The organism is Stenotrophomonas sp. WHRI 8082 (assembly GCF_040223995.2).
Classification (GTDB): domain Bacteria; phylum Pseudomonadota; class Gammaproteobacteria; order Xanthomonadales; family Xanthomonadaceae; genus Stenotrophomonas.
This window is the reverse complement of record NZ_CP167826.1, coordinates 644,475-664,415: the sequence shown is the minus strand read 5'-3', so window position 1 is coordinate 664,415 and position 19,941 is coordinate 644,475. Positions and strand designations below refer to the sequence as shown.

18 protein-coding genes are annotated in these 19,941 nt (G+C 66.3%); 6 read left to right on the top strand and 12 right to left on the bottom strand.

Annotated features, from left to right (window positions below; translation table 11 throughout):
• Positions 1-105 precede the first annotated feature (105 nt).
• Positions 106-3,138, top strand: coding sequence for a two-component regulator propeller domain-containing protein (locus tag ABRP17_RS02995; RefSeq protein ID WP_372486873.1), 3,033 nt, complete (start codon positions 106-108; stop codon positions 3,136-3,138).
• 51 nt (positions 3,139-3,189) lie between these two features.
• Here the strand turns inward: ABRP17_RS02995 and rnt are convergent, their stop codons facing one another.
• From rnt to ABRP17_RS02940, 11 genes are all read right to left on the bottom strand, one after another.
• On the bottom strand, positions 3,190-3,774 hold the full coding sequence (rnt, locus tag ABRP17_RS02990) for a ribonuclease T (protein ID WP_188327320.1): 585 nt from the start codon (positions 3,772-3,774) through the stop codon (positions 3,190-3,192).
• Between the two features lie 257 nt (positions 3,775-4,031).
• Positions 4,032-4,739 carry a phosphate signaling complex protein PhoU gene (gene phoU / locus ABRP17_RS02985; protein ID WP_188324538.1) on the bottom strand — a complete coding sequence of 236 codons (708 nt, stop codon included), beginning with the start codon at positions 4,737-4,739 and terminating at the stop codon, positions 4,032-4,034.
• Positions 4,740-4,771: 32 nt separating this feature from the next.
• A complete protein-coding gene (gene pstB, locus ABRP17_RS02980; RefSeq protein WP_188324537.1) occupies positions 4,772-5,602 on the bottom strand; it encodes a phosphate ABC transporter ATP-binding protein PstB in 831 nt (276 codons plus the stop codon).
• 19 nt (positions 5,603-5,621) lie between these two features.
• Positions 5,622-6,485: a phosphate ABC transporter permease PstA gene (gene pstA / locus ABRP17_RS02975; protein ID WP_188324536.1), complete on the bottom strand. Its 864-nt coding sequence runs from the start codon at positions 6,483-6,485 to the stop codon at positions 5,622-5,624.
• Positions 6,485-7,453, bottom strand: a complete 969-nt coding sequence (gene pstC / locus ABRP17_RS02970) for a phosphate ABC transporter permease subunit PstC (RefSeq protein WP_188324535.1) — start codon at positions 7,451-7,453, stop codon at positions 6,485-6,487. The genes pstA and pstC overlap by 1 nt, the downstream gene beginning before the upstream one ends.
• Before the next feature lie 85 nt (positions 7,454-7,538).
• Positions 7,539-8,630: a phosphate ABC transporter substrate-binding protein PstS gene (pstS, locus tag ABRP17_RS02965; RefSeq protein ID WP_349984820.1), complete on the bottom strand. Its 1,092-nt coding sequence runs from the start codon at positions 8,628-8,630 to the stop codon at positions 7,539-7,541.
• A 283-nt stretch (positions 8,631-8,913) separates the two neighbouring features.
• Complete coding sequence (gene pstS, locus ABRP17_RS02960; RefSeq protein WP_188324533.1) at positions 8,914-9,933, bottom strand: phosphate ABC transporter substrate-binding protein PstS; 1,020 nt, start codon at positions 9,931-9,933, stop codon at positions 8,914-8,916.
• 297 nt (positions 9,934-10,230) lie between these two features.
• Entirely contained in the window at positions 10,231-11,442 is a 1,212-nt protein-coding gene (locus ABRP17_RS02955; protein WP_188324532.1) for an OprO/OprP family phosphate-selective porin, read from the bottom strand.
• A gap of 183 nt (positions 11,443-11,625) precedes the next feature.
• The gene (gene nth / locus ABRP17_RS02950) at positions 11,626-12,264 is read right to left on the bottom strand and encodes an endonuclease III (protein ID WP_188324531.1); all 639 of its coding nucleotides are present in this window, start codon (positions 12,262-12,264) and stop codon (positions 11,626-11,628) included.
• A 50-nt stretch (positions 12,265-12,314) separates the two neighbouring features.
• Positions 12,315-12,671, bottom strand: coding sequence for a hypothetical protein (locus ABRP17_RS02945; protein ID WP_349984819.1), 357 nt, complete (start codon positions 12,669-12,671; stop codon positions 12,315-12,317).
• A 3-nt stretch (positions 12,672-12,674) separates the two neighbouring features.
• Positions 12,675-13,457: an enoyl-CoA hydratase-related protein gene (locus ABRP17_RS02940; protein ID WP_349984818.1), complete on the bottom strand. Its 783-nt coding sequence runs from the start codon at positions 13,455-13,457 to the stop codon at positions 12,675-12,677.
• Between the two features lie 166 nt (positions 13,458-13,623).
• On the opposite strand from ABRP17_RS02940, the gene ABRP17_RS02935 reads away from it, so the two are divergent.
• From ABRP17_RS02935 to ABRP17_RS02925, 3 genes are all read left to right on the top strand, one after another.
• Positions 13,624-14,325: an FKBP-type peptidyl-prolyl cis-trans isomerase gene (locus ABRP17_RS02935; protein ID WP_349984817.1), complete on the top strand. Its 702-nt coding sequence runs from the start codon at positions 13,624-13,626 to the stop codon at positions 14,323-14,325.
• A gap of 163 nt (positions 14,326-14,488) precedes the next feature.
• Positions 14,489-15,301, top strand: a complete 813-nt coding sequence (locus ABRP17_RS02930; RefSeq protein WP_349984816.1) for a CoA pyrophosphatase — start codon at positions 14,489-14,491, stop codon at positions 15,299-15,301.
• Complete coding sequence (locus ABRP17_RS02925; RefSeq protein WP_349984815.1) at positions 15,298-16,203, top strand: sulfurtransferase; 906 nt, start codon at positions 15,298-15,300, stop codon at positions 16,201-16,203. Before ABRP17_RS02930 ends, ABRP17_RS02925 begins: the two co-directional genes overlap by 4 nt.
• Before the next feature lie 154 nt (positions 16,204-16,357).
• On the opposite strand, the gene ABRP17_RS02920 is transcribed toward ABRP17_RS02925, so the two are convergent.
• Positions 16,358-16,939, bottom strand: a complete 582-nt coding sequence (locus tag ABRP17_RS02920; protein WP_349984814.1) for an N-acetylmuramoyl-L-alanine amidase — start codon at positions 16,937-16,939, stop codon at positions 16,358-16,360.
• Between the two features lie 22 nt (positions 16,940-16,961).
• On the opposite strand from ABRP17_RS02920, the gene ABRP17_RS02915 reads away from it, so the two are divergent.
• The gene (locus ABRP17_RS02915; RefSeq protein WP_192080415.1) at positions 16,962-17,507 is read left to right on the top strand and encodes a hypothetical protein; all 546 of its coding nucleotides are present in this window, start codon (positions 16,962-16,964) and stop codon (positions 17,505-17,507) included.
• Between the two features lie 206 nt (positions 17,508-17,713).
• On the top strand, positions 17,714-19,849 hold the full coding sequence (gene rlmKL / locus ABRP17_RS02910) for a bifunctional 23S rRNA (guanine(2069)-N(7))-methyltransferase RlmK/23S rRNA (guanine(2445)-N(2))-methyltransferase RlmL (protein WP_188324523.1): 2,136 nt from the start codon (positions 17,714-17,716) through the stop codon (positions 19,847-19,849).
• The last annotated feature ends 92 nt before the right edge of the window (positions 19,850-19,941 follow it).

Genomic DNA, 19,941 nt, shown 5'->3' with positions numbered 1-19,941 from the left:
CAGCCCGATGAAAAACACCCTGTCCGCCCCTGCCAGCAAGGGTGCCCGGTGCGCCACCGTGTGTGTGCGCCGGTCCTGCGGCGTGCCCGGAGACACCGTGCGGCGATGAGGTGTCGGGGGAATCCAGCCACCGCGTGGCGGCGCGGTAGGCCATCAGCGGGCGTTCTGCGCCTGGGCCTGTGCGTCCTGCTCGCCATGCTGGCGCTGCTGGCCAGTGCGCGCACAGCGGCCCAGGAAGGCGGTTCACCGCCCCTGCGTGACTACGCCATCGACGTGTGGACCTCGCGCAACGGGCTGCCGCACAACTCACTGCGCGACATCGCGCAGACGCCGGAAGGCCATCTGTGGTTCGCCACCTGGGAAGGCCTGGTGCGCTACAACGGACTGGACTTCACCGTGTTCGACCGCAGCACGCGGCCGGGGCTGCTCGACAATGGCGTGGGTGCGCTGCTGGTCGATCGGCAGGGCGGGCTGTGGATCAGCGATTCACGCGGCAACATCACCCGTCGTTCCGCGGATGGCCGCTGGCAGGTATGGAAGCGCCAGGATGACACCCCCCAGGTGCTCGTGCAGGCCATGCAGATGGACAGCCACGGGCGCCTGTGGCTGTTGTACGAAGGCAAGGGCGTGGGGTATCTCGGCCCCGATGGGCAGATGGTCTACCAGCCGCCTCCTCCCGATCTGCCGCTGGCCCTCAATTTCACCAAGCTGGTCGTCGACGCGCAGGACAGGGTCTGGATCGGCACGCTGGACGGCCTGGTGCTGCGCGAGGCCGATGGCGAACTGAAGCGCGCGCCTGCGGCATGGGATCTGGGCCGCGGACTGGTCTGGCCGTATCGCGCGCCAGACGGCGTGATGTGGATCGTCGGCGGCGAGCGGATCTACCGGATGCAGGATGACGTGCCGCAGCTGATGCACCGCTTGCCCGGGCAGATCCACCTGACCGCCATGCTGCAGGATCGCCATGGCGACTTGTGGCTTGGCACGGAGAACCAGGGCCTGTTGCGGATTTCACGGCACGGACTCGAACGCCTGCCGGCGGGGCTCAACCTGCCGGGCGGCCGCGTGGTCAGCCTGCGCGAAGACGCCGAGGGCAGCATCTGGGTGGGCGCCAACGGCGGTCTGTACCGGCTGCGCGAGACCCTGTTTGCCAGTTACACCGAGCGCGACGGACTGAGCGGTGATTACATCCGCACGGTGCTGGAAGACCATGCGCGCGGCCTGTGGGTGGGCAGCGCCAGCGGCTTGGACCGGCGTGCGCCGGACGGTCACTTCGCGCCGGTGATCCTGCACAACCGCGGTGGCAAGGCCCCTTCGGTACTGAGCCTGGCGCAGGGTCGCGACGGTGACGTCTGGGTCGGCACGTTCGGTGACGGCGTGTTCCGTCTCGACGCGCAGGGCAGGCCAAAGCACACCTTCGATACCAGCGACGGCATGCCGGGGGGCAATGTGCGCGCCATCAGCATCGACGCGCAGGGCGAGGTATGGGCCGGTACCCAGAAAGGCGTCGTGCGGATCGATGCGCAGGGCGTCAGCGTGCCGCGGGTGCCGGGCATGCCGGGCGGCCTGGTGACCGCCTTGGCGCACGACAGGCAGGGCAACCTGTGGATCGGCACGATCGAAGGCGTCAAGGTATTGCGGGGGGATCACGTGCAGTCCATCGACCTGGCCCCATTGGGCGGCGGTCGCAGCGTGTTCGGCTTCCAGCAGATCGGCGATGCGATGTGGATCAGCAGCGATCGCGGCCTGTACCGCTATCAGGACGGAAAGCTGTCGCGGGTCGGCCTGGAGCAGGGCATGCCGGTGGACACCGTATTCCAGCTGGTCCCTGATCGGGTCGGCAACGTCTGGATCAGCAGCAACCGCGGCGTGCTGCGCACCGACATGGGCATGCTCAACGAGGTCGCCGACGGTCGCGCGCCGCGCGTGGACGTAGAGCGTTACAACGAAATCGACGGCATGGCCAATTCGCAGGCCAACGGCAGCTCGGGCCCCGCCGCCCTGTTACGTCAGGACGGGACGTTCTGGGTCGTCACCGCCGGCGGACTCAGTACGGTGGATCCCCTGCGCCTGCAGCGGTTCCGCGAGCGGCTGGCGCCTCCTGCCGCCATCGAAAGCGTGCAGGTGGACGGCGCGCCTATCCACTGGGAGGGGGCCGAACGCAACCACATTGAAGGGGGGCGCCGACTGACCGTGAGCTTCGTTGGACTGAGCTACCTGATGTCCGAACGCATCCGCTACCGCACGCGTCTGGAAGGCCTGGACAACGGATGGGTGGAGCGCGGGCAGCAGCGCAGCGTCGAATTCATCGGCCTGCCACCGGGCACCTACACGCTGCATGTCTCCGCCGCCCACCCCGGCGGTGTCTGGAGTGACAGCGAGGCAGTGTGGAATTTCAGTGTCGAACCGTTCTGGTGGCAGCGACACAGTGTGCAGGCCGTGGCGGCCCTGCTGCTGTTGGCCGCGCTGGTGGCGTTGTACCGGTTCCTGATCAACCGCTACAAGCGGTCGAACATCCGCTTGGCGAAGCTGGTGGATGAGGCGACGCGTGACCTGCAGGCACAGACCGTCCACCTGCAGGCGCTGAACTCGGAGAAGACCCAGCTGGTGGATCGCCTGGCACTGCAATCCGAGCAGTTCGAACGGCAGGCGCGCGAGGACGCGCTGACTGGACTGCCGAACCGGCGGGCGTTCGACGAAACGCTGGCGCGTGACTTCGCCCGCTCACAGCGCAGCGGCCATCCCCTGTGCTTGGTGGTACTGGATGTGGATCACTTCAAGGCCGTCAACGATCAGTACTCGCACAGCGTGGGCGACGTCGTGCTGGCCGAGGTCGCGCAGCTGCTGGCGTCGGCATGCCGGGATTCGGACATGCCGGCGCGCACCGGGGGCGAGGAGTTCGCGCTGCTGCTCAACGACACCCGGCTGGGCGAAGCCGAACAGGTCTGCGCGCGTCTGCACGGTCTGTTCCACGCGCACCCGGACTGGGCCGGCATCGCCGACCTGCGGGTGACCTTCAGTGCGGGCCTGGTTGAACTGGACGCCACTGACCGCACGCCCAAACTGCTGTACCAGCGCGCTGACCGGGCCCTCTACAGCGCCAAGCGCGACGGCCGCGACCGGACCAGCGTCGGCTGATCCACTCGGGTCAGCCCATGCTGGTCCACACATTCCATCTTATCCCCGCGCTCAGCGCGGCCAGGCGTTGGCGATGGTGCAGAACAGCTTGGCGGTCTGCTCGGTGTCATACACCGCACTGTGGGCCTCGTCCGCATCCCACCCCAGCCCGGCCGCTGTCGCGGCGCGCGCCAGCACGGTCTGACCGTAGGCGATACCGGCCAGGGTGACGGTGTCGAACACGCTGAAGGGGTGGAAGGGGTTGCGCTTGTGGCCAACACGCTCGACGGCGGCGTTGACGAAGCCCAGGTCGAAATGGGCGTTGTGACCGACCAGGATCGCGCGCTGGCAGCCGTACTTCTTCATCGCCGCACGCACCGGGCTGAAAATGTGGTCCAGCGCAGGTTTTTCTTCCTTGGCCAGGCGGAACGGGTGGTCAAGGATGATGCCGGTGATTTCCAGCGATTTCGGATCGATCTCCAGCCCCGGGGCGGGCACGACATGCGCGCTTGCGGTCTCGCCGGGATACAGCAGGCCGTTCTCGTCCATTTCGATGGGCACCGCCGCGATCTCCAGCAGCGCATTGCGCCGGCAGTCGAACCCGCCGGTTTCCACGTCCACCACGACGGGCAGGAAGCCTCGGAAGCGCTGGGACATCACCCGGTGCATGGCAGCAGGTGGGGCATCGGAGGGAGCGGGTACAGGCAGGGGGACATCGTTCATGGGTGAATTCTAACAGAGCGGCCTCGCAGACCCTGTGTCAGTACGGGCCATCTACGTGCGCCAGCGCGCCTTTGCGGCCGCTGCCCTGCGAGCGACGATGCGCTGCGCATCCCCCGGCCGCAGGCGGAGGGCGTGCCATCGCGCCCCCCACGGGCCGCGCCGTGGAGGCGCGGTTGCAGACCTTCCAGCGCTCAGGGTTCCCCGGCGCTGGAGGTTTCGTCGCGCTTCTCGCGCGGCGGCAGCGGTTGCTCGCCATGCACCAGGAACCACACGTTCTCGGCGATGTTGGTGGCGTGGTCGCCCACACGCTCCAGGTTCTTGGCCATGAACAGCAGGTGGGTACATGGGGTGATGTTGCGCGGGTCTTCCATCATGTAGGTCAGCAGCTCGCGGAACAGCGCGGTGTACTGTGCGTCCAGTCGTGCATCGTCTTCGCGCAGCGCCAGCGCCGCTTCGACGTCATTGTCGCGATACGCCTCGATGGCGCGACGGACCTGCACTGCCGCCAACCGGCCCAGTGCACGCAGGCCCTGGATCTGCGGCAACGGCGGGACCTTGCCCAGCGCGATGGAGCGCTTGGCGACGTTGGCCGCGTAGTCGCCGATGCGCTCGATATCGGCCGGAATGCGCAGGCCGGCCAGGATCTCGCGCAGGTCGCGGGCCATCGGGCCACGCAGCGACAAGCGCATGACGTCATGGCTGATCTGCTGCTCCAGCGCATCGATGGCTTCGTCGTTGGCGATGATGCGGCGGGCGGCACTTTCGTCGCGCTTCTCGATGACGTCCATCGACGCCTCCAGCTGCGCGACGGCCATCTCGCCCATGCGCACGATCTCGGCCACCAGGCGCTGCTGCTCTTCGTCGTAGCTCTTGACGATGTGGTCGTTGGGTAGATTCATGTCGGTGCTCTCGGATGGGGTGGTTCGACGGATCAGCCGAACCGGCCGGTGATGTAGTCTTCGGTCTGCTGCTTGCTTGGCTGCGAGAAGATCACTTCGGTGCGGTCGTGCTCGATCAGGTCGCCCAGGTACATGAAGGCGGTGTAATCGGAAACGCGCGCGGCCTGCTGCATGTTGTGGGTGACGATGACGATGGTGTAGTCGTGCTTCAACTCTTCCACCAGCTGCTCGATGCGGCTGGTGGAAATCGGGTCGAGCGCGGACGTCGGCTCGTCCAGCAACAGCACGTCCGGACGCAGGGCGACGGCACGTGCGATGCACAGGCGCTGCTGCTGACCGCCGGACAGGCCCAGCGCACTCTGGCCCAGCTTGTCCTTCACTTCATCCCACAACGCGCCCTGGCGCAGCGCGCTTTCCACACGGTCATTCATGTCCGACTTGGACAGTTTCTCGTGGTGGCGGATGCCGTAGGCCACGTTCTCGAAGATGGTCATCGGGAACGGCACCGGCTTCTGGAACACCATGCCGACCTTGCTGCGCAGTCGGTTCATCGGATACTTCGGCGACAGGATGTCTTCGCCGTCCAACAGCACTTCGCCACGCGCTTCCAGCTTCGGATACAGCGCATAGATGCGGTTGAAGATGCGCAGCAGGGTGGACTTGCCGCAGCCGGACGGTCCGATCAGCGCGGTGACGCGCTTCTCCGGCACTTCCAGGTTGATGCCCTTCAGGGCATGGAACTTGTCGTAGTAGAAGTCCAGCCCGCGCGCAGCCAGCTTGACCGGCGCCGGGGTGGCAAGCGATTCATGCGAGGCCGGGACCACGATGCGCTGCATCGGCACGGCATTGGAAAGATCGTTCATGGCAGTGTCCGCGGAAAGGTCAGTCATGGGAGATACGATTGCGCAGCAGGATGCCGCGTGCGCTGAGGCTGATGAGCAGCACGAAGACGGTCAGCACCAGGGCGCCGGCCCAGGCCAGCACCTGCCAGGATTCGTACGGGCTGCCGGCGAACTGGTTCATCACCACCGGCACCGAGGCCATCGGCTGGAACACGTTGCTGCTCCAGTACTGGTTGCCGAAGGCAGTGAACAGCAGCGGGGCGGTTTCGCCGGAAATGCGCGCCAGGGCCAGCAGGATGCCGGTGACGATGCCAGCGGATGCACTGCGGTACAGCACCTGCACGGTGACCTTCCACTGCGGGATGCCCAGCGAAAGGGCCGCTTCGCGCATCTGCGAGGGCACCAGGCGCAGCATCTCGTCGGTCGTGCGCACCACCACCGGCAGCACGATGAAGGCCAGTGCCAGCGCACCGGCGAAGGCGGAGAAGCTGCCGCCGGTCTGCATCACGAACAGCGTGTAGACGAACAGGCCGAGCACGATGGACGGGGCCGACAGCAGGATATCGTTGACGAAACGCACGACAGTGCCCGCCTTGCGGAAGTTGCCGTATTCGGCCAGCCAGGTGCCGGCCAGCACGCCCAGCGGGGTGCCGATGCCGATGGCCATGGCACACATCACGGCGGTGCCATAGAAGGCATTGGCCAGGCCGCCTTCTTGCATGGGCGGCGGGGTGGACTGGGTGAACAGTGCCCAGTTGATGCCCGGGAGACCCTTGGAAAACAGCGTCCACAGGATCCAGCCCAGGAAGAAGAGGCCGAACAGCGCCGTGGCCACCGACATCAGGATCGCAACGATATTGCCGATGCGGCGGCGCAGGTACAGGGATTGAGCGGCGGTGGACATCAGTTGCCCTCCTTGCGGGACAGACGCATCAACATCAGGCGGGCGATGGCCAGCACCACGAAGGTGACGATGAACAGCACGAAGCCGAGCAGCAGCAGGGCGGAGCGGTAGGTCTCGGTGGCCTCGCCGAAGTCATTGGCGATCAACGCGGCGATGGTGGTGCCCGGCTCCAGCAGCGACGGCGACAAGCGCACGCTGTTGCCGATGACGAAGGCGACTGCCATGGTCTCGCCCAGAGCGCGGCCCAGGCCCAGGAAGATGCCGCCGATCACCGCCGAGCGGGTGTAGGGCAGCACGATGTCCCAGCTGACTTCCCACTTGGTCGAGCCCAACGCATACGCCGATTCCTTCAGGCGGGTAGGCACGGTCAGGAACACTTCGCGCATCACCGAAGAGATGAAGGGGATCACCATGATCGCCAGCACGAAGCCGGCGGTCAGCATGCCGATGCCGAGCGGTGGGCCCTGGAACATCGGCCCGATGATCGGCCACTCGCCCAGTGTCTCGTTGAGGAACGGCGTCACGTACTCGGTCATCACCGGCACCAGCACGAACAAGCCCCACATGCCGTAGATGATCGAGGGGATGCCGGCCAGCAGTTCGATGGCGGTACCGACCGGCCCACGCAACCAGCGCGGGGCGACTTCGGTGAGGAAGAAGGCGATGCCGAAGCTCACCGGCACGGCGATGACCATCGCGATCAGCGCGGTCACCAGGGTGCCGTAGATCGGCGCGAGTGCGCCGAACTTGTTCTCCACCGGATTCCATTCGGCGGAATAGAAGAAACTCAGGCCTTGGGCTTCCAGGGCATGACGGCCGCCCCAGAGCATCGACAGCGCGGCGCAGGCGAGGGCAGCGAGGACGAAAATGACGGTGCCGACCAGCACCCATCGGAACAGGCGGTCGTTGCGGGCATCACGCGTATCACGCGTGGAAGGTGCGGCTGCAGGCTGTGCGATGGCATTCATGGGATGGGCGACGCGGCCAGTAGGGGGCGGGGTGACGCGGGGTGGAAAAGGACGGTGCCCGCGCAGGGCGGGCACCGTTCCTGCATCACTTCAGTTCGGTACCCCAGTAGGCTTCGATCTGGGTGACCAGTTCGGCCGGCAGCGGTACGTAGTGCAGTTCGTTGGCCTGCGTCTGGCCGCTTTCGAAGGCCCACTTGAAGAACGCCAGGGCATCCTGGTTGCGCTTGGCGTCCTTCGGCTTCTTCTGCATCAGCATGAAGTTGGTCGCCGTGATCGGCCATGCCTGCTCGCCCGGCGCATTGGTGATGACCAGGTTGAAGTCCTTGGCACTCGCCCAATCGGCGCTGGCGGCCGCGGCGGCGAAGGTTTCAGCACTCGGCTGCACCCAGCTGCCCGCAGCGTTCTGCATCGCGCTGTACGGCATGCTGTTCTGCAGCGCATAGGCCAGCTCGACATAGCCGATGGAGCCCTTGATCTGCTTCACGTACGAGGCGACGCCTTCGTTGCCCTTGCCGCCCACGCCGTCGGGCCACTGTACCGACGTGCCTTCGCCGACCTTGCCCTTCCAGTCCGCACTGACCTTGGACAGGTAGTTGGTGAAGTTGAAGGTGGTGCCCGAACCGTCCGAACGGTGGACCAGGGTGATCTTGCCGTCAGGCAAGGTGACGCCCGGGTTCGCGGCGACGATGGCCGGGTCGTTCCAGGTCTTGATCTTGCCCAGGAAGATGTCCGCCAGCAGGGTGCCGCTCAGGCGCAGCTTGCCCGGCTCCAGGCCCTCGATGTTGACGACCGGCACCACGCCGCCGATGGCGGACGGGAACTGGGCCAGGCCGGCCTGCGCCAGCTCTTCGCTGCTCAGCGGCTTGTCGGAGGAACCGAAGTCGACGGTGCCGGCCTTGATCTGGGCGATGCCGCCGCCGGAGCCGATGGACTGATAGTTGATCTTGGCGCCGGTGGCGGCGTTGTAATCGGCCGACCACTTGGACACCAGCGGGAAGATGAAGGAAGCGCCGGCACCGGACACTTCGGCGCTGACCTTGTCACCGGCGGCCGGGGCGGCGGCGGTGGCACCGCCGGCGGGCTGCTGGGCGGTCGGCGACTCGCTGCCGCCGCAGGCCGACAGGCCGAGGGCGATGGCCAGGGAAAGGGTGGCCAGGCCGGCCTTCTGCAGATTCATGCGTCACTCCATAGCGGGAAGTTGCCGGTCCATCCGGCGGTTGCGGCTATGAAATGATGTTTTTGTTACAGCCTGATGACTCAGGTCACGGGCGAAGCCCACGCCACGGTTTGACGGGCTTTTCACGGTGTTGGCGGGTGCTGGACGCAGCGGGGAAGCGGTCGAACTGCGCGGATTCGAGCGCGTCCTGGAACAAAAAAAGGCGCGGGATCCTGATGGATCGCGCGCCCGGTGGAGCCAGCGGAGGGAGAGAGTCTCCGCTGGCCCCGTGCCCTTGGATGTATCAGTACTTCAGGTTCTGCGTCCAGTAGGTCTCGATCTGGCGGACCAGGGTGTCCGGCAGCGGCACGTAGTCCAGCTGCTTGGCCTGCTCGTCACCGCTCTTGTAGATCCAGCGGAAGAAGTCCTGCGTTGCCTTCGCGTTGGCCACGTTGCGCGGCTGCTTGCGCACCAGGATGAAGTTGGTGGCGGTGATCGGCCAGGCCTGGGCGCCCGGTGCATTGGTCATCACCAGGTAGAAATCCTTGGCGTTTGCCCAATCGGCGCTGGCGGCTGCGGCGGCGAAGGTGGTGTCCGACGGCTGCACGACGTTGCCAGCGGCATTCTTCATCGACGCATAGGACATCTTGTTCTGCAGCGCGTAGGACAGCTCGACGTAGCCGATGCCGCCCTTGATCTGCTTCACGTACGCGGCGACGCCTTCGTTGCCCTTGCCACCGATGCCGGCCGGCCACTGGACCGAGGTGCCTTCACCGACCTTGGTCTTCCACTCCGGGCTGACCTTGGACAGATAGTTGACGAAGTTGAAGGTGGTGCCCGAACCGTCGGAGCGGTGCACGATGGTGACCTTGGCCGACGGCAGGGTCAGGCCCGGGTTCAGCGCGGCGATGGCCGGGTCGTTCCAAGTCTTGATCTTGCCGAGGAAGATGTTGGCCAGGGTGGGGCCATCCAGCTTAAGCGCGCCCGGTGCGACACCGGCCACGTTGAGCACCGGCACCACGCCGCCGATCACCGACGGGAACTGGGCCAGGCCGGCAGCAGCGAGTTCTTCCGGCTTCAACGGGGCGTCGGACGAGCCGAAGTCCACCGTGGCGGCCTTGATCTGCGCGATGCCACCACCGGAGCCGATGGACTGGTAGTTGACCTTCTTGCCGGTGGCCACGGTGTAGTCGGCCGACCACTTGGACATCACCGGGAAGATGAAGGACGCGCCGGCACCGGTCACATCGGCAGCGTTGGCGGCGAAGACGGACGACGCGGCGAGGATGGCAACGGCGGCGCGCGACTTGAAGGCGTGGATCACGGGAATGGCTCCTGGGTGGTAGACGGGCGATTACCCGTCGTGTCGGTGCACATTCCATAACGATTGCGTGACACCGCCGCGTCTGTCACATGACGCATCGATGACAGCGTCGCCAGAGGCGGGGATAGCCAGGGGTAAAGCCGACTTCAGTCGGCTGGCGCAGCCGCCAGGGTAGAGCCGACTTCAGTCGGCTGGCCGCCGCAGCCGACTGAAGTGGGCTCTACCAAACGCGGGGGCCGCAAACGCGGAAGGGCACGGCGTCATGCCGTGCCCTTCCGTTTTCACTTGCTGCAGGTCTTACCAGAAGAACTGCGCGCGGGCTTCCAGGATGTTCGGATCGTCATTGACGAAGCCGCGTGCGCTGGAGCTGTACTTCTGGCTGTCCACCATCACGTAGTTCAGGGCGAACTTGGTGTTGGAACGCCAGTAATAGTTCACGCCCACCGTCCAGATATCCATCTTGCCGCCCAGCACGCCGTCCACGATCGGCGGACGACCGGCGACCGGGTTCGCGCTCAGGTTGCCGTCGTTGAGATCCATATGGTCGAAGCGCGCGCCCAGCTGCCACATGCCACCGGCGGGGTTGTCCGGCAGGCCGGTGCCCGGTACGCCACCCTTGTAGCCCCAGCTTTCGCCGGTGATGTTCCACAGGCCGCTGACGTAGTAACCGTCACTGGTGTAGTTGTCGTTGGCCAGGCGCTTGGCCTTGCTGCTGTAGTACTCGCTCTGGGCCTTGAAAGGGCCGCCGATGTACATCGCTTCCAGGCCCAGCGTGGTCACGCGGTCGGTGTCGACCATGTTGCCGCTGTCGACCAGGCGCACGGTGGCCAGGTCGGCGTTGGGACGGGCACGCACGCGCAGGGTATCGGCGTCGGTGTCATACGCCACGTAGCTCAGGCCGAAATGCAGGACCTGGCCCTTTTCATTGATCGGCGCGAAGGTACCGCGTGCACCGTAGCCGCTGCCGTGCGCAAGGTTGCGGGTCAGCTCGCGACCGAACGCGCTGGCCGTCACCGACCAGTTGTCCTGTGCATAGCCCCACGCGCCACCGAGGCGACGGGCCACGGCGTAGGTGTTGGTCACGGCGGCCTTCGAGATGAAGTCGTTGTTCTTGGTGCTGGACAGTTCTTCCAGGCTGTTGGGCTGCTTGTACTGGCCCAGCTGCACGAAGTGGTTGCTGTTGCCGCCCAGCTTGTACTTGACGTTGGTGTCGAGGAACTTGTCGGCCTTGGCGTCATACCCGACCACCCATTCCACGTTGCCCGGGCCCTTGCCCTTGAGCACCAGCTCGGCACGGCGCAGCTCGAATTCGCTGTCCTTGCCGTTGGCTGCATCGCCGCCATTGAGGTCGGCTACATCGTTGTCGAACCAGTTGCCGTCGGCCTGGACGAGGCCTTCGAAGGTGATCTCCGAACCGCCGATCACATCGATGGCCACTTCAGCGTGGGCGGCCGGCACGAACAGCGCAGCCGCAACGGCCGCAGTGAGAAGTTGGCGATGCAGTTTCATGGAGAGAGTAGCCTTGCAGGCAGGTGGGAAGATGCGCGCAGGCTAGAACGTGAAGATTGCGTAAATGTGACAGTTTGCGAACGCCGTGCGCCCGCAGCACCCCTTGCGCCTCTTCGCCGGGGCCATTGATGCCCTGTGGTTGTGACGTCCGGATGGCGCGGCGATGGCAGTCTGCGCGGCGGATCAGACCGACGCGGTCTTGTCCTTGAAGCGGCAGAGGTCACGGATGACGCACTGCGGACAATCGGGTTTGCGCGCTTTGCACACGTACCGTCCATGCAGGATCAGCCAGTGATGCGCGTCAAGCAAAAATTCGGCAGGGATGGCTTTCATCAGACCGTCTTCGACCGCACGCACGTCTTTGCCCGGAGCAAGGCCGGTGCGGTTGGATACGCGGAAAATGTGGGTGTCGACGGCCATCGTCGGCTGGCCGAACGCCGTATTGAGTACCACGTTGGCCGTCTTGCGCCCCACTCCCGGCAGGGCCTCCAATGCGGCACGATCCTCCGGCACCACGCTGCCGTGCTGCTCCACCAGCAGCCTGCAGGCGGCGATCACATTCTTCGCTTTGGCGTTGAACAAACCGATGGTGGAGATATACGGCTTCAGCCCTTCCTCCCCCAGGTCGAGAATCGCCTGTGGCGTGTTGGCCACCGGAAAAAGACGCCGGGTCGCCTTGTTGACGCCGACATCGGTGGCCTGCGCAGACAGCGCGACGGCCACCAGCAGTTCGAACGGACTGCTGTATTCCAGCTCGGTTTTCGGATGTGGGTTGAGTTCGCGCAGCCGGGTGAACATTTCCAGCACGTCGGCGCGTGGCATCTTCGTCGTGCGCCGCGCAGCTGTGCGCGTGGGCAAACCCGCAACCGCCATCACGACCCCCGCGGCGCGGCCGCACGCCCCTTCGCCCGCGCCAGGATGGCGGCAGCGGCAGAGGGCAGGGCGGGGGTGTGATCGGGGGCAGGGGGCGGCGAACGCCGCGCATCGCGTTGGGCATCACGTCGCGCCAGCCGGACGGCACGGTCGCGGTACCGTTCTCGTGCCTGCCAGGCGCGCTGCAACTGGCGCTGCACCGCCTGCAGGCGATCGGGCAGGTCCGCGTGGCCGGGGAGCTGGCAGGCATCGGCCGCGTCGGGCACGTAGTCCATCAGCCCGGCCAGCAGCGCACCGTCCAGGTCATCAGCCTGCAGCCGCTCGTACAGCGCCACGGGGTCCGGTCGGCGGGCCATCCGTCAGCGACCCTCGAAGTGGGCGGGACGACGCTCAAGGAAGGCGCGGGTGCCCTCGCGCATGTCATCGGTGGCAAACAGCAGGCCGAACTGCGCACTTTCGTAGTCCAGGCCCGCCTCCAGGCTGCATTCGCCGCCCACGTGAACCGCGTCCAGCAGCGCCCGGACGGCCAATGGCGCGGCGCGCGCCAACTGGTCGGCGCGCTCATCCACCCGCGCATCCAGCGCGTCGGCGGCAACTACCTCGTTGACCAGACCGAGGTGAAGCGCTCGGTTGGCGTCAACCGGGCTGCCCAGCAGGCACAGTTCCAGCGTGGCCGCGCGCCCGCACAGGCGCAGCAGGCGCTGGCTGCCGCCGAACCCGGGAATCAGGCCGAGAGTAATCTCGGGCAGGCCCAATCTGGCGCTATCGGCCGCGATGCGCAGATGGCAGGCCATCGCCAACTCCAACCCACCCCCCAGCGCGAAGCCGTTGATCCGGGCCATCACGGGCTTGGGCATGCGCTCGATCTGACGCATCAGGCGCTGTCCCAGCAGCGAGAAATCGCGTCCCTGCACAGCGCTGAGTCCGTTCATTTCACTGATGTCGGCGCCGGCCACGAATGCCTTCTGCCCCGCGCCGGTCAGCACCACGACCCTTACGCTGTCAGCCTCGCAGGCGGCGGTGAAGGCCTCCGACAGCGCCCGCAGGGTCGCGCCGTCGAGGGCATTCAGCTTGTCCGGTCGGTTCACGGTCAGCGTGCGCACGGCACCGCGGTCAGCGACGATGATCGGGGAATGTGACACGCAGGTGCTCCTGAACGTTAAAAAACAGTGATGTTGAACTCTTGAAACGCAGACAGGTCAAAGCCTACGTCGTCAGTAGCGGATCACCCGTGCGACCGCTATCCTAACCCGTCGCCTCAGGGCGGCGAAAACGCCCCCTGAGTTACCACCCCTGGAGAATTGTTTGATGAAGTTGCGTTCTATCGCGGTCGCCGTTGCGGCCCTGGCCCTGACGGGCAATGCCTTCGCCCAGGACGTCGCGTCCGAAAAGGGCAAGCTGAGCTATTACTTCGGTTATGACTACGGCAACAACCTTGCGGAGCTGACCGGTCGCGGTGAGCAGCTGGACATCAACTCGGTGGTGAAGGGTCTGCAGGACGCCTACGCCAAGAAGCAGCCGGCGATCACCGCCGACCAGCTGAAGCCGGCCGTTGAAGCGTTCCAGAAGCGCGAGCAGGGTCGTGCACAGGCCGCCAAGGCCGAGTACGACAAGGCTGCGGCTGAGAACAAGACCAAGAGCACGCAGTTCCTGGCCACCAACAAGGCCAAGTCTGGCGTGCAGACGCTTGCCAGCGGCGTGCAGTACCGCGTGATCGAAGCCGGCACCGGCGCCAAGCCGACCCAGGCCAGCAGCGTGCAGCTGGAAGTGGCCGGCCCGTTCCCGTTCGGCCAGCGCCCGACCGAAGCCCGCCCGGCCCAGCAGATTCCTGCCATGAAGCTGAGCGAAGTGGAAATGAAGGCCATGCGCGAAACGCTGCTGCAGATGCCGGCCGGCTCGAAGTGGGAAGTCACCCTGCCGCCGGAACAGGCCTACGGTGCCGACCCGCGTACCCCGTTCCCGCCGAACGTGGCCGTGCAGTTCGAGATCAAGCTGGTCAGCGTCAAGTAATCCGCATCACCGTTTGACCCGACGCGCCGGTGGCTTCCACCGGCGCGTTTTTTTATGCCGCGCGGCATCTCGGTAGATCCGACCGGTAGAGCCGACTGGTAGAGCCGACTTCAGTCGGCTGCCCCCCCATCCCTCCCTCGCCGTTTCGCGGTAAATTACATCGGTGCAGACCACGGAAGAAAACACGCGTGCGGTGCCCAGTCCCTGCGTTGGAAAATGCGAGCTTGATCATCATCGATCCTGCATCGGCTGCCTGCGCGATATCGACGAAATTGCGCGATGGTCGTCGATGAGCGAGCGCGAACGCCACCACGTGCTGCATCACCGCCTGCCCCTGCGTGAGCAGCTTCGGGCGTCACTGTCTGGAACACTGGCCGACGATGGACGGCTGATGCGCGCGCTGCATCCTCTGCACGCGCCGCCGATGGGCGACGGCTGGAATCGCAGTGAGCTCGACGATCTGCTGCCAGACGGTCCGTTGGTGGAAGCGGCGGTGCTGGCCGGCATCGTGCCGCGTGGCACCGGGGCCCAGGTCATCCTCACCCGACGCACGGAAACCCTTCGCCAGCATGGCGGGCAGGTGGGGTTTCCTGGCGGGCGCACCGAGCCGGACGATGCCGACGCGGTCGCCGCCGCCCTGCGCGAAAGCAACGAGGAAATCGCACTCCCCGCCGAGCAGGTACAGGCGCTGGGCTATCTGGATCCGTTCGTCACCATTACCGGTTATCGGGTGACGCCGGTGGTGGCGGTCGTCGATCCGCACTTCACGCCGGTGCCTTCACCGGACGAAGTGGCTGATGTCTTCGAAGTGCCGCTCGACTACCTGATGACCGCCGACAACCTGCGGCACGTGGAAATAGTCCATCGTGGCCGCGTCCGCCATGTGCTGGAGTACGGCTGGCCGAGCCACCGCATCTGGGGGGCTACGGCGGCCATCCTGTACAACCTGCGTCGACGTCTGGAGCAACTGCAATGAGCGTGATCGATACCCCCTGGACCACCGTGGTGGACGTAGCGTCCCTGCGGGCTGGATTGACGCAGGAAGGTGTGCGCCTGGTGGATGCGCGCGCGACGCCGGGCACGGCCCTGCGTATCGTTGATGCGCGGTTTTCCCTCGCAGATCCCCAATCGGGCGCGGCACAGTTTGCTGTCGGCCATCTGCCGGGTGCCGTCCACGCCGACCTGGATCGCGACCTGTCAGACAAGAGCACGATCGGCCACGGCCGTCATCCGCTCCCGGACAGTGACGTGTTCGCGGCCACCCTGGGGCGCTGGGGGATTGGCCCTGACACGCAGGTGGTGGTCTATGACGGTGCCGAAGGCAGCATGGCCGCCGCCCGCCTGTGGTGGCTGCTGCGCCTGATGGGACATCGGCAGGTAGCCGTGCTGGATGGCGGGGCGGCGGCATGGCAGCGCGCCGGATTGCCACTGGTGACCGATGCGGTCGCACCTGAGCCCTTGCCTCCGTATCCCGGACGCCTGGATGTCAGCCAGGTCGCGAGCGCAGACGAAGTCACCGCGCGTCTGAAACACAGTCCCGGGTGGTTGGTGGATGCGCGTGCGAACGAACGTTTCCGGGGCGAAGTCGAACCCTTGGACCCGATTGCCGGTCACGTGCCAGGCGCGGTCAACCGCCCCTTCGCGTTGAATGTGGTCGACGGCCATCTGCGGCCGGCGGAGGAGTTGCGCGCGGAGCTGCAGCAGGTGATCGGCCAGCACGAACCGTCTCAGGTGGTGCTGATGTGTGGGTCGGGCGTTACCGCCTGCCATCTGTTGCTGGCGATGGAATCGGCCGGGTTGGGCGGTGCGCGTATCTACGCGGATTCGTGGAGTGGCTGGATCAGCGACGAAGGCCGCCCCGTGGCGACGGGCGCCTGAGCCGATAACACCCATGCCGCTGCGCTCGCCGAGCATGGCTCGGCGCTACCGGGGCTCGGATGTCGTGACCAGTGCCGTGATTCCGTAGCGCCGACCCATGGTCGGCGAGCGCAGCGGCGGCCTGATCGCGCACTCCGCCGAGCATGGCTCGGCGCTACCGGGGCTGCGGGGTCGTGTCGCGGACGAGCGATAGGGTCGCCAGCACGGTGTCCCACGGGAACAACGGGCCGGGATCCCGCTTGCGCGGCACGGTTACCTGGGCATTGTCCGTGGCCGGCACCCGCTCCAGGTCCAGCTCGTCGTGGCCGGCAATCCGCCGCAGCGAAGGATAGCGTGCGCACAGTGCATGCAGCAGCCGCAGCAGCGACGCGATCTGTGCCTCGGGGTACGCCTCGTGCATCTGCTGACGACGGCTGTCGAACCACGCGGGGTAGCGTCCGCTGTTGACCAGTTCAATGCCGATCGACTGCGCATTGAGCCCGCGCACATGGTGCGCGCTGCGATCCGGGGCTACGTACTGGTGCACGCTGCCATCGCGGTCGATATAGAAATGGCCGCTGTTGCCCGTGCCGCTGGGATAGAGCGCCTTCTCGCCGTATTCCCGCGCCGTCGCCAGGTCCGGCAGTTCAGTGCAATGGATCACCACCATGTCCAGCGCATCTGTCGCGCGGAGGGGCAGCAGGTCGTGATAAGGCAGGGGCGCGACCCGCAGGTCGGGGAGCAGAAGACTCGGCATGCGCCGATGCTAGCATTGCGTCATGAATCATGATCTCCCAGACAGTACCGGCCATTGCATTCTCTCGCATGGCTTTGAAAGCGGCCCGGAGGCCACCAAGGTGACCGCATTGGCAGAGGTCGCCACCCGCCTGGGCTGGAGCCACGAGCGGCCCGATTACACCGATCTGGACGCGAAGTCCGACATCAGTCGCGTGGGTGATGTGCCGGCCCGGTTGCAGCGCCTGATCGCGCTGGCTGCGTCGGCCGCCGCGCGCGGCCCGGTGGTCCTGGCCGGGTCCAGCCTCGGGGCCTATGTGTCCGCGCTTGCATCGCTGCATGTGCCGGTGAAGGGGTTGTTCCTGATGGTGCCGCCTACGTCCATGGGCCCCATGCCCGCGTTGGATGCGGCCGATGTGCCGACCAGCGTGGTGCACGCGTGGCATGACGAACTGATCCCCGCAGCGGAGGTCATCGCCTGGGCGGGTGCCCGCTCTGCGTCGCTGCTGCTGGTCAACGACGGCCACCGCCTGAATGACCACGTCGCCGAGTCGGCCGCCGCGTTCGAGGCCTTGCTGCGCCGGATCTGAGGTAAAGGGCGCAGAGGGCGGGACCCGGCCGATGCGCGAGGCAACGTGACCCGGCCGCCTGCGTTGCCATACCGCGGGCCGGACCGGTAGGGGCGCCAGCGATTACAATGGGGTCCCCGTGCCGCCGGCATGGGCGCGGGCCTGTTGCCAGGGCCTGCCCGTTCCTGCGCCGCGCAAGCGGCTGCCCCACCTGCGAAACCGATCCTGTGAATTTCTTCGTCTCCTGCGCCAAGGGCCTGGAATACCTGCTTGCCGACGAACTGTCGGCCCTGGGCCTTGCCAAGGCCACTGCCACCATCGCCGGTGCCAATGCCGAGGGCGATCTGGCCCAGGCGCAGCGGGTCATATTGTGGTCGCGTCTGGCCAGCCGCGTGCTGTGGCCCCTGGCCGAGTTCGAGTGCCCGGATGAGCAGGCCCTGTACGACGGCGTGCACCTGATGCCGTGGCAGGACCACATGAAGCCGGAAATGACCCTGGCCGTGGACGCGCATGTATCCGGCGACAAGATCACCCACGCCCGCTTCGCCGCGCAGCGGATCAAGGATGCGGTCGTCGATCGCATGCGCAGTGAGGGACTGGAACGTCCGTCGGTCAACACCGACCTGCCGGATATCCGCATCAACCTGTCCTTGCGCAAGGGACGTGCGACGATCTCCATCGATCTCGGTGGCGGCCCGCTGCATCGCCGGGGTTGGCGCGGCGCGGCGCATGAGGCGCCGCTGCGTGAGAACCTGGCGGCGGCCGTGCTGCTGCGCGGTCAGTGGCCGCGCCTGCATGCGGCCGGTGGCGGCCTGCTGGATCCCATGTGCGGCAGCGGCACCCTGCTGATCGAAGGTGCCCTGATGGCCGCCGACGTGGCGCCCGGTCTGATGCGCCACGGCAGCCTGCCGCCGAGCCGTTGGCTGGGTTTTGACAAGGACAACTGGAAGACCCTGCTGGCCGAAGCCCGTGAGCGTGAAACCGCAGGCCTGGCCGCGCTGAAGCCGGTGGTGTTCGGCAGCGACATCGATCCGCTCGCCATCGCCGCCGCACGCGAGAACGCGGAAGTGGCCGGTGTTTCGCATGCCATCACCTTCACCCGCGCCGACATCGTCGACCTGCCGGCACCCCCGCTGGACATCGGTACGGTGGTCTGCAACCCGCCCTATGACGAGCGCTTGGCGGCCGATCCGGCGCTGTACCGCCGCCTCGGCGACGCCTTGCAGAAGGCGGTGCCGCAATGGCGGGCCAGCCTGCTGTGCGGCAATGACGATCTGGCGTTCGCTACCGGCCTGCGTGCTGGCAAGAAATACCAGATGTTCAATGGCGCACTGGAATGTGCGCTGATCGTCTGCGATCCGGTCGCCGTGCCGAAGCGTGACCCGGCCATTCCGCGCGAGCTGAGCGAAGGCGCGCAGATGGTGGCCAACCGCATCCGCAAGAACCTGAAGAAATTCAAGACGTGGCGTGGCCGTGAGCAGATCACCTGCTATCGTGCCTACGATGCCGACCTGCCGGAATATGCGGCCGCCATCGACGTATACGAAGAGGACGGCGGCAAGGGCCGCACGTTCCTGCATGTGCAGGAGTACGCCGCGCCGGCGACCATTCCCGAGCATGACGTGCGCCGTCGCCGCAACGAGCTGCTGTCGGCCGCGCGCGAGGTATTCCAGGTGCCGCCGGAACAGGTAGCGCTGAAGTCGCGCGAGCGCGGCAAGGGCGGCAGCAAGTACGGCCGCTTCGAGCGTCGGGATGAGTTCCTGGTCGTGCGCGAAAACGATGCGCTGCTGCGGGTGAACCTGTTCGATTACCTGGACACCGGTCTGTTCCTGGACCACCGCCCGCTGCGCCGGACGATGGCCGAACAGATCCGCGGCAAGCACTTCCTCAATCTGTTCTGCTACACCGGCGTCGCCAGTGTGCAGGCGGCGGTGGCGGGGGCGGCCAGCACGACCAGCGTGGATCTGTCCGCCACGTACCTGCAGTGGTGCTACGACAACCTGGCGTTGAACGGGCAGGGTGGCAACCAGCACCTGCTGGTGCAGGCCGACGCCATGGCGTGGCTGGAGGCCGATGAAGGGTTGTACGACGTGATCTTCTGCGATCCGCCGACCTTCTCCAACTCGGCTCGTGCGGAAGACTTCGATGTCCAGCGCGAGCAGGTGCGGATGCTGCGTGCGGCCGTTGCGCGCCTCGCGCCCGGTGGTGTTCTGTATTTCTCCAACAACTTCCGTCGCTTCAAGCTGGAAGAAAATGCGATTGCCGAGTTCGCCAATTGCCGGGAGATCAGCCCGCGCACCATCGGACCGGATTTCGAGCGCAACGCGCGCATCCACCGCGCGTGGGAACTGCGCGCACTGTGACCAGCTCAGTGACGGCCGGCGGCCGTCACTGCCGTCCCACATGACGCATGACGGCCAGTGGCCGTCATGGGGTTACACGGTGGTAGCGCCGA

What these genes read in the sequence shown, in the direction of transcription:
- ABRP17_RS02995 (WP_372486873.1), top strand. Translation starts at nt 106, where the DNA reads ATGAGGTGTCGGGGGAATCCAGCCACCGCGTGGCGGCGCGGTAGGCCA.
- rnt (WP_188327320.1), bottom strand. Translation starts at nt 3,774, where the DNA reads ATGTCCCAGCGCTTCCGAGGCTTCCTGCCCGTCGTGGTGGACGTGGAA.
- phoU (WP_188324538.1), bottom strand. Translation starts at nt 4,739, where the DNA reads ATGAATCTACCCAACGACCACATCGTCAAGAGCTACGACGAAGAGCAG.
- pstB (WP_188324537.1), bottom strand. Translation starts at nt 5,602, where the DNA reads ATGAACGATCTTTCCAATGCCGTGCCGATGCAGCGCATCGTGGTCCCG.
- pstA (WP_188324536.1), bottom strand. Translation starts at nt 6,485, where the DNA reads ATGTCCACCGCCGCTCAATCCCTGTACCTGCGCCGCCGCATCGGCAAT.
- pstC (WP_188324535.1), bottom strand. Translation starts at nt 7,453, where the DNA reads ATGAATGCCATCGCACAGCCTGCAGCCGCACCTTCCACGCGTGATACG.
- pstS (WP_349984820.1), bottom strand. Translation starts at nt 8,630, where the DNA reads ATGAATCTGCAGAAGGCCGGCCTGGCCACCCTTTCCCTGGCCATCGCC.
- ABRP17_RS02955 (WP_188324532.1), bottom strand. Translation starts at nt 11,442, where the DNA reads ATGAAACTGCATCGCCAACTTCTCACTGCGGCCGTTGCGGCTGCGCTG.
- nth (WP_188324531.1), bottom strand. Translation starts at nt 12,264, where the DNA reads ATGCCACGCGCCGACGTGCTGGAAATGTTCACCCGGCTGCGCGAACTC.
- ABRP17_RS02945 (WP_349984819.1), bottom strand. Translation starts at nt 12,671, where the DNA reads ATGGCCCGCCGACCGGACCCCGTGGCGCTGTACGAGCGGCTGCAGGCT.
- ABRP17_RS02935 (WP_349984817.1), top strand. Translation starts at nt 13,624, where the DNA reads ATGAAGTTGCGTTCTATCGCGGTCGCCGTTGCGGCCCTGGCCCTGACG.
- ABRP17_RS02925 (WP_349984815.1), top strand. Translation starts at nt 15,298, where the DNA reads ATGAGCGTGATCGATACCCCCTGGACCACCGTGGTGGACGTAGCGTCC.
- ABRP17_RS02920 (WP_349984814.1), bottom strand. Translation starts at nt 16,939, where the DNA reads ATGCCGAGTCTTCTGCTCCCCGACCTGCGGGTCGCGCCCCTGCCTTAT.
- ABRP17_RS02915 (WP_192080415.1), top strand. Translation starts at nt 16,962, where the DNA reads ATGAATCATGATCTCCCAGACAGTACCGGCCATTGCATTCTCTCGCAT.